Origin of the sequence: Streptomyces sp. C (assembly GCF_000158895.1) — a bacterium.
In the GTDB taxonomy this organism is placed as follows: domain Bacteria; phylum Actinomycetota; class Actinomycetes; order Streptomycetales; family Streptomycetaceae; genus Streptomyces; species Streptomyces racemochromogenes.
Genome location: NZ_GG657750.1, coordinates 329594 through 344472 on the forward strand (window position 1 = coordinate 329594; position 14879 = coordinate 344472).

General features: G+C 73.6%; 10 protein-coding genes and 4 pseudogenes. 2 read left to right on the top strand and 12 right to left on the bottom strand.

What is annotated here, in order from left to right:
* Positions 1-82: 82 nt before the first annotated feature.
* Positions 83-454 carry a hypothetical protein gene (locus SSNG_RS01735; RefSeq protein WP_007262060.1) on the top strand — a complete coding sequence of 124 codons (372 nt, stop codon included), beginning with the start codon at positions 83-85 and terminating at the stop codon, positions 452-454.
* Positions 455-797: 343 nt separating this feature from the next.
* Positions 798-1637: a class II glutamine amidotransferase gene (locus SSNG_RS01740; protein WP_042802746.1), complete on the top strand. Its 840-nt coding sequence runs from the start codon at positions 798-800 to the stop codon at positions 1635-1637.
* A gap of 50 nt (positions 1638-1687) precedes the next feature.
* Here SSNG_RS01740 and hypE read toward each other — a convergent pair whose 3' ends face one another.
* The 12 genes and pseudogenes from hypE to SSNG_RS01800 all read right to left on the bottom strand — a co-directional run bounded on the left by hypE (position 1688) and on the right by SSNG_RS01800 (position 14855).
* The gene (hypE, locus tag SSNG_RS01745) at positions 1688-2749 is read right to left on the bottom strand and encodes a hydrogenase expression/formation protein HypE (RefSeq protein ID WP_007262063.1); all 1062 of its coding nucleotides are present in this window, start codon (positions 2747-2749) and stop codon (positions 1688-1690) included.
* Entirely contained in the window at positions 2742-3875 is a 1134-nt protein-coding gene (gene hypD / locus SSNG_RS01750; RefSeq protein WP_007262064.1) for a hydrogenase formation protein HypD, read from the bottom strand. Before hypD ends, hypE begins: the two co-directional genes overlap by 8 nt.
* Positions 3872-4204 carry a HypC/HybG/HupF family hydrogenase formation chaperone gene (locus tag SSNG_RS01755; protein WP_007262065.1) on the bottom strand — a complete coding sequence of 111 codons (333 nt, stop codon included), beginning with the start codon at positions 4202-4204 and terminating at the stop codon, positions 3872-3874. The genes hypD and SSNG_RS01755 overlap by 4 nt, the downstream gene beginning before the upstream one ends.
* Positions 4173-6570 (bottom strand): annotated as a pseudogene (hypF, locus tag SSNG_RS01760) (carbamoyltransferase HypF). Before hypF ends, SSNG_RS01755 begins: the two are co-directional and overlap by 32 nt.
* Before the next feature lie 344 nt (positions 6571-6914).
* A pseudogene (hypB, locus tag SSNG_RS01765) lies at positions 6915-7595 on the bottom strand (hydrogenase nickel incorporation protein HypB); the annotation flags it as partial.
* Between the two features lie 3 nt (positions 7596-7598).
* The gene (locus SSNG_RS01770) at positions 7599-7976 is read right to left on the bottom strand and encodes a hydrogenase maturation nickel metallochaperone HypA (RefSeq protein WP_007262068.1); all 378 of its coding nucleotides are present in this window, start codon (positions 7974-7976) and stop codon (positions 7599-7601) included.
* Between the two features lie 208 nt (positions 7977-8184).
* Positions 8185-8565, bottom strand: a complete 381-nt coding sequence (locus tag SSNG_RS01775) for a hydrogenase maturation protease (RefSeq protein ID WP_241694969.1) — start codon at positions 8563-8565, stop codon at positions 8185-8187.
* A 117-nt stretch (positions 8566-8682) separates the two neighbouring features.
* Positions 8683-10068 carry a hypothetical protein gene (locus tag SSNG_RS01780; protein ID WP_007262070.1) on the bottom strand — a complete coding sequence of 462 codons (1386 nt, stop codon included), beginning with the start codon at positions 10066-10068 and terminating at the stop codon, positions 8683-8685.
* Positions 10065-10772, bottom strand: a complete 708-nt coding sequence (locus tag SSNG_RS01785) for a DUF6084 family protein (RefSeq protein ID WP_007262071.1) — start codon at positions 10770-10772, stop codon at positions 10065-10067. The genes SSNG_RS01780 and SSNG_RS01785 overlap by 4 nt, the downstream gene beginning before the upstream one ends.
* Positions 10769-11336: pseudogene (locus SSNG_RS01790) on the bottom strand (DUF5947 family protein). The gene SSNG_RS01785 and the pseudogene SSNG_RS01790 overlap by 4 nt, the downstream one beginning before the upstream one ends.
* Before the next feature lie 640 nt (positions 11337-11976).
* Positions 11977-13761, bottom strand: a complete 1785-nt coding sequence (locus tag SSNG_RS01795) for a nickel-dependent hydrogenase large subunit (protein ID WP_007262074.1) — start codon at positions 13759-13761, stop codon at positions 11977-11979.
* An 82-nt stretch (positions 13762-13843) separates the two neighbouring features.
* Positions 13844-14855: pseudogene (locus SSNG_RS01800) on the bottom strand (hydrogenase expression protein HypE).
* Positions 14856-14879 lie beyond the last annotated feature (24 nt).

The window sequence follows — 14879 nt, forward strand, 5'->3', positions numbered from 1 at the left end:
CGGCTGGCCGGACGACTCGGACGGCGGCCGGTAGGCGGCGGACGGGAGGTGTGCGGCGGGCCCTGGCGGGCAGGCGTCCGCCATGGTCTTCCGTCATCCCGCGAAGAAGAGCGAGGAGGGGCGGGCCGGACGCTTCGAGCGGCTGGCCGAGCTCGCCTCCAACTTCACCAGCTCCGCCGTCTTCTCCGCCCTGTGCGTGGCCCTGGTGGGCTGCTTGATCGTCGTTCACGTGCTGGGTCTGCCCATGGAGTGGCAGCACCTGGCGGGCGACTCGATCGGCGCGGTGTCCCTGCTCACGCTGGCCCTGCTGAAGAACTCCGAGCGGCGCGCCGAGCACGCCATCCAGCGCAAGCTCGACGCCATCGCCGCGGCGCTGCTGGAGGAGCAGCAGGGCAAGGACGGCAGGGCCCACGAGGACCTGGAGTCGGCGATCCGGATGGAGGAGCGGCTCTAGGGCCCGGCGCGCCCGTGCCCGTCCCCCGGCTGGAGCGCCACGGCGACCGGCAGCGCGGCCATGCCCACAGCAGCCCCGAGTGCGGGCCGGAAGCCCGCGCGGGCCCCGCCGGGGCCGCGTACGGCGGTGGCGGGGAGCGGGCGGGCGAGCGCCCTGGAGGCCGGGCCGAGCCCGGCGCCCTCAGGGTCCAGGCCAGGGCGAGGGGGTCCCGACGCCACCGCGGCCGCCGTCGGCCGGGCGCACTCCGGCCCAGGCGATGCCACCCGCCCGGCGCGACGGCAGGCGGGGCGGCGGCGTGGGTTGTTAGGCTCGGACGGAGTGGCGCACGAGAGGGATGGTGCACATGTGTCGATGGCTCGCCTACTCCGGCTCGCCGATGCTCCTCGACGCCGTCCTGTACCAGCCGGAACACTCGCTGATCGACCAGAGCCTGCACGCGCGGATGGGCGTGGAGTCCACCAACGGTGACGGATTCGGCATCGGCTGGTACAGCAACGACGGTGACGGCACCCCCGCGGTGTTCCGTGACATCGGCCCGGCCTGGAACAACCGGAACCTGCGGGAGCTGGCCTCGCACGTGCGGTCGCCGCTGTTCTTCGCGCACGTCCGGGCCTCCACGGGTTCGGCGATCCAGCAGACCAACTGCCATCCCTTCCGGCACGGCCGCTGGCTGTGGATGCACAACGGTTCGATCACCGACTTCCACCGCCTCCAGCGGGACCTGTGCATGGCCGTGGACCCGGCGCTGTTCCCCTGCATCGAGGGTTCGACGGACTCCGAGGTGATGTTCTACCTGGCCGTGACCTTCGGCCTCGACCAGGACCCGCCCGGGGCGGTCGCCCGGATGGCGGGCCTGGTGGAGCGGCTCGGCAAGGAGCACGGCGTCCCGGACCCGCTCCAGATGACGGTGGCGGTCAGCGAGGGCGAGCGGGTGTGGGCCTTCCGCTACTCCAGCCAGGGCAGGTCGCGGTCGCTGTACTACAGCAGCCGGGCCGAGACGGTGCGCCAGCTGTACCCGGAGCTGCCCTACCTGCGCGAGGTGTCGGACGACACGCGGCTGGTGGTCTCCGAGCCGCTCGGAGACCTCCCCGGCGTGTGGAACGAGCTGCCCGAGGCGAGCTACGCGGTGGTGCCGTGGGGCGGCCCGGAGGACTACCTGCCGTTCATCCCCGAGCTGCCCTGAGCCGCCCCGGCCCCGGCGCACCCGCCCCGGGGCCGCGGGGCGGGCCGGCGTCAGCAGATCCTCGGGAGCTGCTCCCCGATCGGCAGGTCGACCACGCGCGTGCCGCCGAGGCCGGTGCGGGCGACGACCATGCCGGGGTGGTCCTCGACGGCCTCGCCGATCACCGCAGCCCGCCTGCCCAGCGGGTGGGCCCGCATGGCGTCGAGGACGGCGTCGGCGTGCTCGCGGGGGACGAACGCGACGAGCTTGCCCTCGTTGGCCACGTAGAAGGGGTCGAGGCCGAGGATCGCGCAGGCGTTGCGCACGGCCTCGGGGACCGGCACCCTGCCCTCCTGGACGACCACCCCGGTGCCGGAGGCGGCCGCGATCTCGTTGAGGGCGGCGGCGAGCCCCCCGCGGGTGGGGTCGCGCAGTACGTGCAGGTCGGGGGTGACGGCGAGCATCGACTGCACGAGGCCGCCCAGGGCCGCGCAGTCGCTGACGATGTCCGCCTCGAAGCCGAGGCCCTCGCGGACGCTCATGATGGCCACCCCGTGCAGCCCGATGTCGCCGCTGACGATGACCACGTCGCCGGGTACGACCCGCTGCGGGCGCAGGTCCACGCCGTCGGGGACGAGGCCGATGCCGGAGGTGTTGACGTACACGCCGTCGCCGTGGCCCACTTCGACGACCTTGGTGTCCCCCGTGGCGACTTCCACGCCCGCCGCTCGGGCGGCCGCGCCGAGGGCTTCGGCGACCCGGGCGACCGTGGCGGTCTCGACGCCCTCCTCCAGGATGAACCCGCAGGACAGGTAGGCGGCCACCGCTCCGCTCATCGCGAGGTCGTTGACGGTGCCGTTGACGGCGAGGTCGCCGATGCTGCCGCCGGGGAAGAACAGCGGGCGCACCACGTACGAGTCGGTGGAGAAGGCCAGCCGGGCCCCGCCGAGGGTCAGGGTCGCGGAGTCGCCGAGCTGGGCGAGGACCTCGCCGCCGAAGGCCGGGGCGAAGACGTGCCGGACGAGTTCGGCGGAGAGCGCGCCGCCGCCGCCGTGGCCCATCACCACGCGGGGGTGGTCGCGCAGGGGGGCCGGGCAGGTCCAGCCCGAGACGTCCAGTGCGGTGTCAGACAACGGGGGTCGCCTCCAGCGGTGCCGTCTTGGCGGTCGGGATCTCCAGGCGCCGGTAGAGGTAGTACGCGGCGCACGCGCCCTCGCTGGAGACCATGGTGGCGCCGAGCGGGGTGCGCGGGGTGCAGGCCTTGCCGAAGGCCTCGCACTCGTGCGGCTTGATCAGGCCCTGGAGGACCTCGCCGCTGCGGCAGGCGGCCGGCTCGCGGGTGTCGATCCCGGTCACCGAGAAGCGGTGCTCGGCGTCGAAGTCCCGGTAGCGGGGCGACAGCCGCCAGCCGCTGGCGGGGATGGTGCCGATGCCGCGCCAGGCCCGGTCGGTGACCTCGAAGACGTCCTCCAGCATGGCGAGGGCGGCCGGGTTGCCCTCGGGGCGGACGGCGCGCGCGTAGGCGTTGTCGACGGTGTGCTCGCCGCGCTCCAGCTGCCGTACGGCGCGGCGTACGCCCTCCAGGATGTCGAGCGGCTCGAACCCGGTGACCACGATGGGGACGCGGTGGCGGGCGGCCAGTTCGGGGTACTCGGCGGTGCCCATGACGCTGCACACGTGCCCGGCGGCGAGGAAGGCCTGGACCCGGCAGCTCGGCGAGTTCATGATCGCCTCGATGGCCGGGGGGACCCGGACGTGGGAGACGAGCAGGCTGAAGTTGGTGATGCCGTGCTTCTTCGCCTGGTACACCGTCATGGCGTTGGGCGGGGCGGTGGTCTCGAAGCCGATGCCGAAGAAGACCACCTGGCGGTCCGGGTTGCGGCGGGCGATGTCCAGGGCGTCGAGCGGGGAGTAGACGACGCGGACGTCGCCGCCCTCGCCGCGCACCTGGAAGAGGTCGCGGCCGGTCCCGGGCACGCGGAGCATGTCGCCGAAGGAGCAGAAGATCACGCCCGGGCGGGAGGCGATCTCCAGGGCCTTGTCGATGACTTCGAGCGGGGTCACGCACACCGGGCAGCCGGGCCCGTGGATCAGCTCGACCTGGTCGGGGAGGAGCTGGTCGATGCCGTGCCGGATGATGGTGTGGGTCTGGCCGCCGCAGACCTCCATCAGCGCCCAGGGGCGGGTGACGGTGGCGTGGATGTCGTCGAGCAGCCGGCGGGCGAGGCCGGGGTCCTGGAACTCGTCGATGTACTTCACTGCTGCGCCGCCTCCCGCGGGACGTCTTCGGGGTGGGGGGTGCCCGGTTCCGGGGCGCCGCCGAACTGTGCGGCCTGCTCCCAGGGGTCGCCGAACTCCTCCTGGAGCATGCCGAGTTCGGCGAAGAGCTCCAGGGTCTTGAGCGCGGACTCCTCGTCCAGGCGCTGGAGGGCGAAGCCGACGTGGACGATGGCGTACTCGCCGACCCTCAGGTCCGGCAGGTATTCCAGGCACACGTCCTTGACGACGCCGCCGAAGTCGACGGTGGCCATGCGGGTGCCGTCCCGCTCCCCGATGTCAATCACTCTGCCGGGTACCGCCAGGCACATGGGCCCCTCCTTGCTGTGGTTGGTCCGTGGCGCGGCCTGCCGTGGCCGCCGCCACCATGAGCTGGCCGAGGGCCAGTCCCCCGTCGTTCGGGGGGACCCGGTGCTGGCGCAGTACGGTGAAGCCGTGCTCCCGCAGCAGCCGTGAACAGGCTCCGGAGAGCAGGGTGTTGGCCATGACCCCGCCGGTCAGGGCGACGGTGTCGAGGCCGTGCGCCGTGCGGGCGGCGAGGCAGGCGTCCGCGACGAGGGCGGCGACCGCGGCGTGGAAGCGGGCCGCGACCGTCCCCGGCGCAGGTAACCGCCCGTACGTCGGCGACGACGGCGGCGTGACGGGCGCCGGGTCCGCGGTGTACGGGCCCCGGGTACCGGGCGACGGGGGGAGCAGGACGAAGCGGTAGCCGGGGTGCGGGTCCCCGGCGGGGGCGGCGAGGGCGGCCCGCCTCCAGCTCGACGGCAGCCTGCGCCTCGTACCCGGCGAGGTGGCAGACGCCGGCCAGGGAGGAGACGGCGTCGAAGAGGCGCCCCATGCTGGAGGTGGGCGCGCAGTTCAGGCCGCGCTCCAGCTGGCGTTCCAGGACGGGCAGTTCGGCGGGCGGGCAGGCCGCCACCGCGGGCAGGTCCGGGGTCCGGGCGAGGCCGGCGGCCCACAGGTGGGCCACGGCCATCCGGTAGGGGCGCCGCACGGCGGCGTCGCCGCCGGGGAGCGGGACGTACGCGAGGTGCGCGAAGCGGGTGGCGCGGGTGTAGTCGGCGAGCAGCACCTCGCCGCCCCAGACCGCGCCGTCGTCGCCGTAGCCGGTGCCGTCGAAGGCGATCCCGATGACGCGCCGGGTGCCGTCCAGCCCGTGTTCGGCCATGGCGGAGGCGACGTGGGCGTGGTGGTGCTGGACCCGGACCAGGGGGCGGGGACCTGCCTGGCGGGCCGCCCGGGCCGTGGAGCGGTAGCCGGGGTGGCGGTCGGCGGCGAACAGGACGGGTGCCACGCCGGTGATGGACTCCAGCTGCCGCTCGGCGCGTTCGAAGGCGGTCTGGGTGGCCAGGTCGTCCATGTCGCCGATGTGCGCGGACAGCCAGGCCCTGCGGCCCTCGCCGAGGCAGAAGGCGTTCTTCAGGTCGCCCCCGGCGGCGAGGGTGGGCGGCACCGGCAGCGGCAGCGCGACCGGTAGCGGGGCGTGGCCGCGGGAGCGGCGTACGGTCAGCGGTTCGCCGTCGCAGACGCGCACCACGGAGTCGTCGCAGGGCACGTGGATGGGACGGTCGTGGGTGAGCCAGGCGTCGGCGAGGCGGGCCAGGCGCTCCAGGGCCTCGGCGTCGTCGGTGACGATGGGCTCGCCGGAGAGGTTGCCGCTGGTCATCACGAGCAGCCGCGGCCCGGGCGGGTCTCCGGGCAGGCCCATCAGCAGGTGGTGCACGGGCGTGTAGGGGAGCATCACGCCCAGGTCGGGGCTGCCCGGGGCGACGTCGGCGGCGAGGGCCGCGGCCGACGCGGGGCGGCGGCGCAGCAGCACGATGGGCCGTTCGGGGCCGGTGAGCAGGGCCCGTTCGGCGGGGCCGAGGGCGGCGAGGTGTTCGACGTCGGCGAGGGAGCGGGCCATCAGGGCGAACGGCTTGTCCCCGCGGTCCTTGCGGCGGCGCAGCTCGGCGACGGCCGCGGGGCGGGTGGCGTCGCAGGCGAGGTGGTAGCCGCCCAGGCCCTTGACGGCGAGGACCGCCCCTTCGGCGAGGAGCCGGCGGGCCTCGGCGACGGGGTCGGCGGTGTCGCTCGCGCGGGGCGGCGCGCCGGTGAGCAGGCGCAGCCGGGGCCCGCAGGCCGGGCAGGCCACGGGCTGGGCGTGGAAGCGGCGGTCGGCGGGGTCGGCGTACTCGCGGGCGCAGTCGGGGCACATCGGGAAGCGGGCCATGGTGGTGTGGGCCCGGTCGTACGGGAGCCCGGTGACGATGGTGAAGCGGGGCCCGCAGTGGGTGCAGGTGATGAACGGGTGGCGGTGCCGGCGGTCGGCCGGGTCGGCGAGTTCGGCGAGGCAGTCGGCGCAGGTGGCGACGTCCGGGGAGACGAGGGTGCGGGCGGGGCCGCCGCCGGTGCGGGAGGGGATGATGGTGAAGCCGGCTCCCCCGGCCGGGGGCAGTGCGTGGTGGTCGACGGTGTCCACGACCGCGAGTGGCGGGGCCTCGGCGGCGAGGCGTTCGCAGAACGCGGCGACGGCGGCGGGGGCGCCCTCGACCTCGGCGACGACGCCGTCGGGGGTGTTGGTGACGTGGCCGGCGAGGCCGAGTCCGGTGGCGCGGGTGTAGACGTAGGGGCGGAAGCCGACGCCCTGTACGACGCCGCGGACGGTGACGCGGCGGCGTTCCGCGGGGGCGTCCATCAGCGGGGTTCCGGGGCCGGGTGCCGATCGGCGGGGGCCGGGGGCGGGGGCCCTGCGGGGCTGTCCCCTACCCGCCCTTCCTCCGTTCCCCGGGGCTCCGCCCCGGACCCCACGGGGTCGTGCACGTAGCCCGCGCCGGGACCGTGGACGTGCCCGGGGCCGTGGGTGTGCCGGGGGGCGTGGCCGGGTCCGGGGCCGGGGTGGGCGTGGGAGGGGCCGTGGGCGTGACCGGGGCCGGAGGTGTGGCCGGGGACGTGGGTGTGCGCCGGGCCCAGGTCGTGCCCTGGGCCGTGGGCGTGGCCCGGGCCGGAGGCGTGGCCGGGGACGTGGGCGTGGGGATGGTGGGACATGACCGGGGTGTGGGGGCGGGTGCCTTCGGCGGTGCGCAGGGCGTGGGACAGGAGGAGGCCCAGGCCCTCGGCCGAGCGGGACGAGGTGCGGATCACCTCCACGCCCGGGTTGACCCGCTCCACGTTGGCGCGGAAGGCCGCCTCGTCGAACTCCACCGCCTCCGCGATGTCCGTCTTGGTGATGACCACCAGCTGCGCGAGCCCGAAGGCGCTCGGGTACTTCAGCGGCTTGTCCTCGCCCTCCGTCACCGAGGCGAGCACCACGCGCAGGGACTCCCCGAGGTCGTACGAGGCGGGGCAGACCAGGTTGCCGACGTTCTCGACGAAGAGCAGCCGGGTGTCCTCGGGGAGCCAGCCGTCGAGGTGGCGGCCCAGCATGTGGGCCTCCAGGTGGCAGAGGCCGTCGGTGAGGACCTGCTTGACCGGCGCGCCCGAACGGGCCAGCCGTACCGCGTCGTTCTCGGTCGCCAGGTCGGCGGTCAGAGCGGCCACGGGCACGCCCCGTTCCCGGGCGAGGGTCAGTTCGCGTTCCAGCAGGGCGGTCTTCCCGCTGCCCGGGCTGGAGAGCAGGTTGACCACCGCCGTTCCGCGGGCGGTGAGTTCCTCGCGCAGGGCCTGCGCGGCCCCGTCGTTCTTGGCGAGCACCGCCTGTCGCAGGTCGACCACTCGGCACACGGCTCAGGCCTCCTCGGGGATCGGTTCACGGGCGTCTTCCCAGACCACGCGGCGGATCCGCAGTTCGCGCCCCGTGAGGAGCTCCACGGCGTCGGCCTTCCCGCAGTCGGGGCAGCGCAGTTCGGGGGGCATGCCGACCGCCCACTCCCCCGTGCAGGACGCACAGCGGGCGCGGGCCGTCACGGAACGGGTGACGAGCTCGGCGCCTTCGAGGGGCGTCGCGGTGCAGGCGAGCTGGAAGGAGAAGGCCAGTGCGTCGGGGACGACGCCGGCCAGTTCCCCGATCTCAAGTTCCACGCGGCTCACGGAGCGCGCCGCTCCGGCCTGGGCCGCTTCCGCCACCTGGTCCACGACGGCCATGGCGATCGACATCTCGTGCATCGGACTCCGTCCTGCCGGGCCTCATTAGACCGGCGGGGCGGGTGCCCGGCGGGCGGGCGCGCCGACGCACCGGGGACCCGTACGCCGTTCGGGCGGCCGGGAGCCGGCGGTCACATCCGGCGGATGCGCAGGTAGCGCTTGAGGTCGGGGAGCATGGTCACGAGCGCGGCGCCGAGCACGGCGGCCATGGTGAACGCGACGGCCTTCTTCACGGGGTTCTCCTCGGGAGCAGTTCCTGGACCATGCGTACGGCGTGGGGCACGGCGGCGGCCACGGGCGGGCTCAGGCCGATGCCCTCCTCGACGGTGGCGGGTTCGCAGCCGACGACGAGGGTGCGCCGGGGCGGGGTGGCTCCGGTGCCCGCGCAGAGGGTGTCGAGGAGGGCGAGGACCGTGTCGGGGGACATGTCGTGTCCGTCGAGCACCGCGCTCTCCGGGTCGATGGGGCCGGTTCCGTCGGCCTCGATGAGGTGGAGGGTGCCGGGTGCGGAACCGCGGGCGGTCGCGTCGACGAGGACGAGGGTGTCGTAGCCGTCGAGGAGCTGGTAGGCGAGGTGGACGCCGCGCACGCCGAAGTCGACCGCCTCCACTCCGTCGGGCAGCGGGCTGGGCGGGCCAGGGGCGCGGGACCGTCTCGACGCCGAAGCCGTCGTCGCCGAGGAAGACGTTGCCGATGCCGGCGACCAGGGTGCGGTCGTGCCGGCCGTTCACTCGTCCTCCAGGGGGGTGACCTCGTCGGGCTGGAAGTACAGGAAGCGGCCCTGTTCGCGGCGGATGTCGGCGCCGGGGTCCCCGTCGACGGTGACGGCGAGGTGCACTCCGCCGTCGACGTCGTGGAGGACGGCTTCGACGCGTGCGGCGCGGCCCCGCAGGAACAGGTCCTGGGCGTCGGTGCGGCGCAGGCCCGGCCGCAGCAGGACGCGGCTGCCGGGGCCGACGGGGCGGCCGTCGACGGTGATCCGTTCCGGGGCGGGTTCGGCGGCGGCGCCGTGCGCCGGGTCCCACCAGGGGGTGTCCGGGGTGAACACGTCCTCGGGGACCCCGGCGCGGTCCGGGTCGGTGATCTCGCGCAGGGCGCGGACGGCGCCGTGCAGGCGTTCCAGTACTTCGGGGGGCATCGAGTCCGCGAGGTCGACGACGGCCGCGGCGCGCGGGTCGGTGCCGCGGGCCTCGCGTTTCTCCTGGTCGGTGAGGGCGGCGGTGCGAGATCTCGTCGATCTCAGGGCGTCGTACATGGCCCCGGCGCTCTCGGGGGCGATCGCGGCGTGGTCCTCCAGGATGATCGGCGAGGACAGGACCACGTCGGCGCGGCCCTCCTCGCCCGCCAGGACGGGCCAGGTGTGGCGGTTGTCGCAGCCGCGGACGGCGGGCCGGGCCCATTCGGGCGGGTCGGTCATGGAGAGGAAGGAGCCGGCGCTGAGGCCCAGCAGGAGGTGGGCGGCGACGAGGGAGCGGGGCAGGGCGCTGTCGCGGCCGGCGCCGGGCTCCGGGGTCCAGGCGGCGGTGTTCTCGACGACGACGGTGAGTTTCAGTGCCCGGTAGGGCACGTCGAGTTCCTCGGCGCGGAGGCGGACCTCGGCGTCGACGCGCTCGGCGCTGCGGACCAGCCGGCCGCGTTCGCGGCCGTCGGCGGCGAGGACGGGTTCGGTCTCCTCGCGGGCGGGGCGGACCAGGGGCAGGGTCACCTCGCCCGCGGCGAGCTCGGCCACGGGCACGGTCAGCTCGGCCCGTTCCTCGGTGCCCTCGTCCCAGGGGACGAGGACCCGGTCGGGCAGGTGCAGTTCGGGCACGGCCGTGTACGAGCCGTCTCCGAGGGCCTGTTCGACGGTGCGCCGCCAGGCCCGCAGGAAGCGGAGTTCGAGGTGCAGGTCTGCCTCGCCCCTGGGTTCCATGACCAGCTCGGTCCGCTGGAAGGAGTGTTCGCCGTGCGCGGGGCCCCAGGCGGGCGGCACGAGGACGCCGAACTGCCAGCGCATCCGGTTCTTGGCGGCGGAGGCCCGGTAGGGGTACAGCACGTACCCCTCGAAGAGGACGGCGTCGGCGAGTTGCCGGGCGGCCGCGAAGCGGGCGTCCGGCGGGGAGGTGGTGGTCACGGGGCGGTCCTCCCGGCCAGCCGGTCCAGGAGTGCGGCGGCCCGCAGGGGTTGTGGGCCGGCGTCGGGGGTCGCCGGGGTCGCGGCGGCGTCCAGGAGGGCGCGTACGGTCGACTCCCAGGAGGCGAGGGCGTGCCGCGAGCGGAAGGCGAGGAGCTCGTCCATGGTGTCGCGGGGCAGCCGCAGCCATCCGCAGCCGGGGAAGTGCTGTTCGATCATCTCCCGCCACACGGAGACGGGCATCCGGTAGGAGGCCTCGCGGTCCCAGGGGACGGGTTCGACGCGGAAGCCGCCGGAGCCGGTGAAGGCCGTGCCGGAGAACAGCATCAGCAGCGGTACGTCGCCGTCCTCCAGGGCGTCGAAGTAGCGGGTGGCGGCGATGTCCATGTCGTAGGTGCAGGGCACGGGCACCTCGGTCTCGGTCTCGCCGGTGAAGCTCGGGACCATGACGGCGACCTGGGCGAACTGGACGGGCTGGAGGGTGGTGCCCCAGCGGGAGCGTTCGCCGAACAGGTCCTGGAGCGCGGCGGCCTCGCCGGGGCCGTAGCCGCGGCGGGCCGGTTCGATGCGCAGCTGGCAGCGCAGGGCGAGGGCGTGGACGCGGGTGGCCGAGGGGGCGCAGACGCGCAGCCGCAGCAGGAGGGTGGGGCCGGCCGCGTAGGGGTCGGCGCGCACCCCGGTGCAGGTGAAGGTGAGGTCGGTCATGGCCGCGGCTCCCCGGCCGGTGCCGTGGCGGGCTGCCGGCCGGCGGGTACGGCGCGCCGTTCGACCTCGGTGAAGAAGGTGTCGAGGGCGGCGCGGGCTTCGGCGCCGCCGTCGAAGCCCTGCCACAGCAGTCTCATGCGGCCCACCAGTTCGTAGCAGATGTCGATGGGGACGAGGTAGCAGGCGGTGCGGCCGTGCGTGCGGCGCAGCAGCAGTGCCTCGACGTCGGGTTGGAGGAGGGCGGCGAGCGGTCCGGCGTCGAGGACGCGCTGCCAGGTGGCGGGGTCGAGTTCGCTCTCGGTGGCGCCGGCCGGGCTGGGGTAGAGGGCGACGAGCCGGTCGAGGGCGGCGTTGCGGAAGAAGAAGGCGACGCCGACGGGGATCTGGAGGAGGTCCCAGGCTTCGTCGTCCCAGCGGTGGCCGGGGTCGCTCAGGTAGCGGTCGGGGACGGTGCGGAAGCGGCCCGTGCCGGCGCCGGGGCGGTCGAAGAGGAGGGCGCAGGGGGCGCAGGCGCAGACCAGGGAGGCTTTATTCGTTTGCCAAGAGGTGGCGGTGGCATTCCACAGACCAAGGCCATGCCGCAACAGTTCGCAGGTCTCGAGGCGGGGGGCGCGGGGCCCGGGTAAAGCGCCGCAGTTCCTGATGCGGGGGCGGAACGGCCGCCGGTCGGGGCTCACGGGACGCGCGCCGGGGCGGGGGGCCCGGGCGGTGATCAGGAGAAGCGGGGGCGCCGGTGCGGCGGATGCCAGTTCCACGGAGGTGACCTCGGGGGCGAAGGCGGCCACGACGTCCTCGATGCGGCGCAGGGTGTCCTCGGCGGTGCTGCCGCAGCCGCAGCCCGTGTCGGTGGCGGTGCGCAGCCGCAGGGTGCCGTCGTCCTCGTCGTATCCGGCGAGTTCGGCTTCGGGGAGGGAGTCCAGGGCGCGGGCGATGCGGGTGTGGACGTCCTCGGGGTGGAGGTCGTGGAGGGTCAGCAGGCTCGCGGTGAGCTCGTCGTCCAGGAGCGCGGCGAGGGGGTCGGCGCCGGGTGCGAGGGCGGTGAGCCGTTCCACGATGCGGGCGAGGCCGGCTCCGTAGAACTCCATGAGGACGCGGACCAGTTCCTCGGCGGCCTCGTGGGTCTGCCGGTCGCCGGTGGCGGCGAGCCGGTCGAGGACCTCTTCGATGCGGCGGCCGGCCTGGAGGCCGTCGGTGGTCGCGGCGCTCATCCGCCGAGTCCGCTCAGGCCGGTGGGGACGTGCAGGGACTTCACGGTCCTGCCGCCGCCGACGTACATGTGGACGCCGCAGGGCAGGCAGGGGTCGAAGCTGCGGACGGCGCGCATGATGTCGATGCCCTTGAAGTTCTCCGGGGGGTTCTCCTCGAAGATCGGGGTGTTCTGGACGGCGTCCTCGTACGGTCCGGGGGTGCCGTAGCTGTCGCGGACGCTGGCGTTCCAGGGGGTCGGCGGGTAGGGGTGGTAGTTGGCGATCTTCCCGTCGCGGATGACCATGTGGTGGGAGAGGACGCCGCGGACGGCCTCGGTGAAGCCGCAGCCGATGGACTCGTCCGGGACCTCGAACTTCTCCCAGGTCTGGCTGCGTCCGGCGCGGACCTCGGCGAGCCCCTTCTCGGCGCAGTGCAGGGCGATGCCGGCGGCGTACGCCTGGAAGTAGGTGCGGGCGCGGTTGCGTTCGAGGGCGTTGCTCCACTGGGGGATGCGCCACTCGAAGGTGGTCTCCGGCTTGGTCATGGTGCGGGGGAGGTTGATGACCACGCTGTGTCCGGTGGCCTTGACGTAGCCGACGTCGACCAGTCCGGACAGGGCGGTGGACCAGAGGCGGGCGATGGGGCCGCCGCCGGTGTCGAGGGCGAGGTGGTCCTTGCCGTCGAACCAGCGGGGGGACATCACCCAGCTGTACTTGTCGTCGAAGGCGCGCTTCTGGGGGGCGGGGATGGTGTGCTGGTTCCAGGGGTGGCGGGGGTCGACGGGGTTGCCGAGGGGGTCGTGGGTGACGAACTGCTCCTGGCCCTCCCAGTCGTCGTAGTAGGAGCTGCCGAGGAGGATGCGGATGCCGAGGTTGATCTGCGTGAGGTCGTTGGTGACCAGTTTGCCGTCGACGACCACGCCCGGGGTGACGAACATCTTCCGTCCCCAGTCGGTCATGTTGGCGTAGGTGAAGTCGCAGTACTCGGGGTCGTTGAGGGCGCCCCAGCAGCCGAGGAGGACCCGGCGGCGGCCGACCTCCTCGTAGCCGGGCAGGGCCTCGTAGAAGAAGTCGAAGAGGTCGTCGTGGAGGGGGACGACCCGCTTCATGAACTCGACGTACCGCATGAGGCGGCTCATGTAGTCCGTGAAGAGCTGGACGGAGGCGATGGTGCCGACGCCGCCCGGGTAGAGGGTGGAGGGGTGCACGTGGCGGCCCTCCATCAGGCAGAACATCTCGCGGGTGTAGCGGCTGACCTGGAGGGCCTCGCGGTAGAACTCGCCCTCGATGGGGTTGAGGGAGCGCATGATGTCGGCGATGGTGCGGTAGCCGTGCTCGGCGGCGTGCGGGGCCTCGGTGCGTTCGGCGAGTTCGAGGACGCCCGGGTTGGTCTCGCGGACCATCTTCTCGCAGTAGTCGACCCCGACCAGGTTCTCCTGGAAGATGTTGTGGTCGAACATGTACTCGGCGGACTCGCCGAGGTTGATGATCCACTCGCCGAGGTGGGGCGGCTTCACCCCGTAGGCCATGTTCTGCGCGTACACCGAGCAGGTGGCGTGGTTGTCGCCGCAGATCCCGCAGATGCGGCTGGTGATGAAGTGCGCGTCGCGGGGGTCCTTGCCGCGCATGAAGACGCTGTAGCCGCGGAAGACCGACGAGGTGCTGTAGCACTCCGCGACCCGCTTCTGCTTGAAGTCGATCTTCGTGTGGATGCCGAGGCTGCCCACGATCCGGGTGATCGGGTCCCAGGCCATCTCGACCAGCCCGCTGCCGTCGCCGGCCGCTTTCGTCTTCGGTGTCATCGTGTCTGCCGTGGCCCTTCTGGTGAACGGGAGCGGGGTGTGCTGTGCGGCGGAGCGGAGGGGAGCGGGCGGGAGGGTGCCGTCACCAGGGCGGGCGGTAGCCGGTGGTGAGCTGCCGGCCCTTCTGGCGCCACTTGGGCTCCTTGTCCACGGTGTGGGTGGTGACCGCCCGGAGCTTGCGGATGACCGCTCCGTAGGCGCCGCTCGCCTTGGTGGACAGGGTCGCGCCGGGCGGCTGGTCCATGAACGGCATGAACTTGTCGGGGAAGCCGGGCATGGTGCAGGCGATGCAGATGCCCCCGACGTTCGGGCAGCCTCCGATGCCGTTCATCCAGCCGCGCTTGGGGACGTTGCACTTGACGACCGGGCCCCAGCAGCCGAGTTTGACCAGGCACTTGGGCGAGTCGTAGGTGTGGGCGAAGTCGCCCTGCTCGTAGTAGCCGGCCCGGTCGCAGCCCTCGTGGACGGTGGCGCCGAACAGCCAGGTGGGGCGCAGCTTGTCGTCCAGCGGGATCATCGGGGCGGAGCCGGCCGCCTGGTAGAGCAGGTAGGTGAGGGTCTCGGAGAAGTTGTCCGGCTGGATGGGGCAGCCCGGGACGCACACGATCGGGATGCCGGCCTTGGACTTCCAGTCCCAGCCCAGGTAGTCGGGGACGCCCATGGCGCCGGTGGGGTTGCCCTCCATCGCGTGGATGCCGCCGTAGGTGGCGCAGGTGCCGATGGCGACGACGGCGAGGGCCTTGGGGGCGAGGCGGTCGATCCACTCGCTGGTGGTGATGGGCTGGCCGGTCTCGGGGTCGTCGCCGAACCCGCACCAGTAGCCCTCGGGCTTGATCTTCTCGTTGGGGATCGAGCCCTCGACGACCAGGACGAAGGGGTCGATCTCCCCGCGCTCGCCCTTGAAGAACCATTCGATGAAGGTGTCGGCGCCGCCGACCGGTCCGCACTCGAAGTCGATCAGCGGCCAGTGCACGGCGATCTTCGGCAGGCCGGGAAGCACTCCCGCGACGATCTCCTCGATGCTGGGCTGCATCGCGGCGGTCAGGGAGACCGAGTCGCCGTCCCAGCTGAGTCCCGGCGTTGATCCAGAGGATGTGGGATCGGGGGGGTCCTCTACC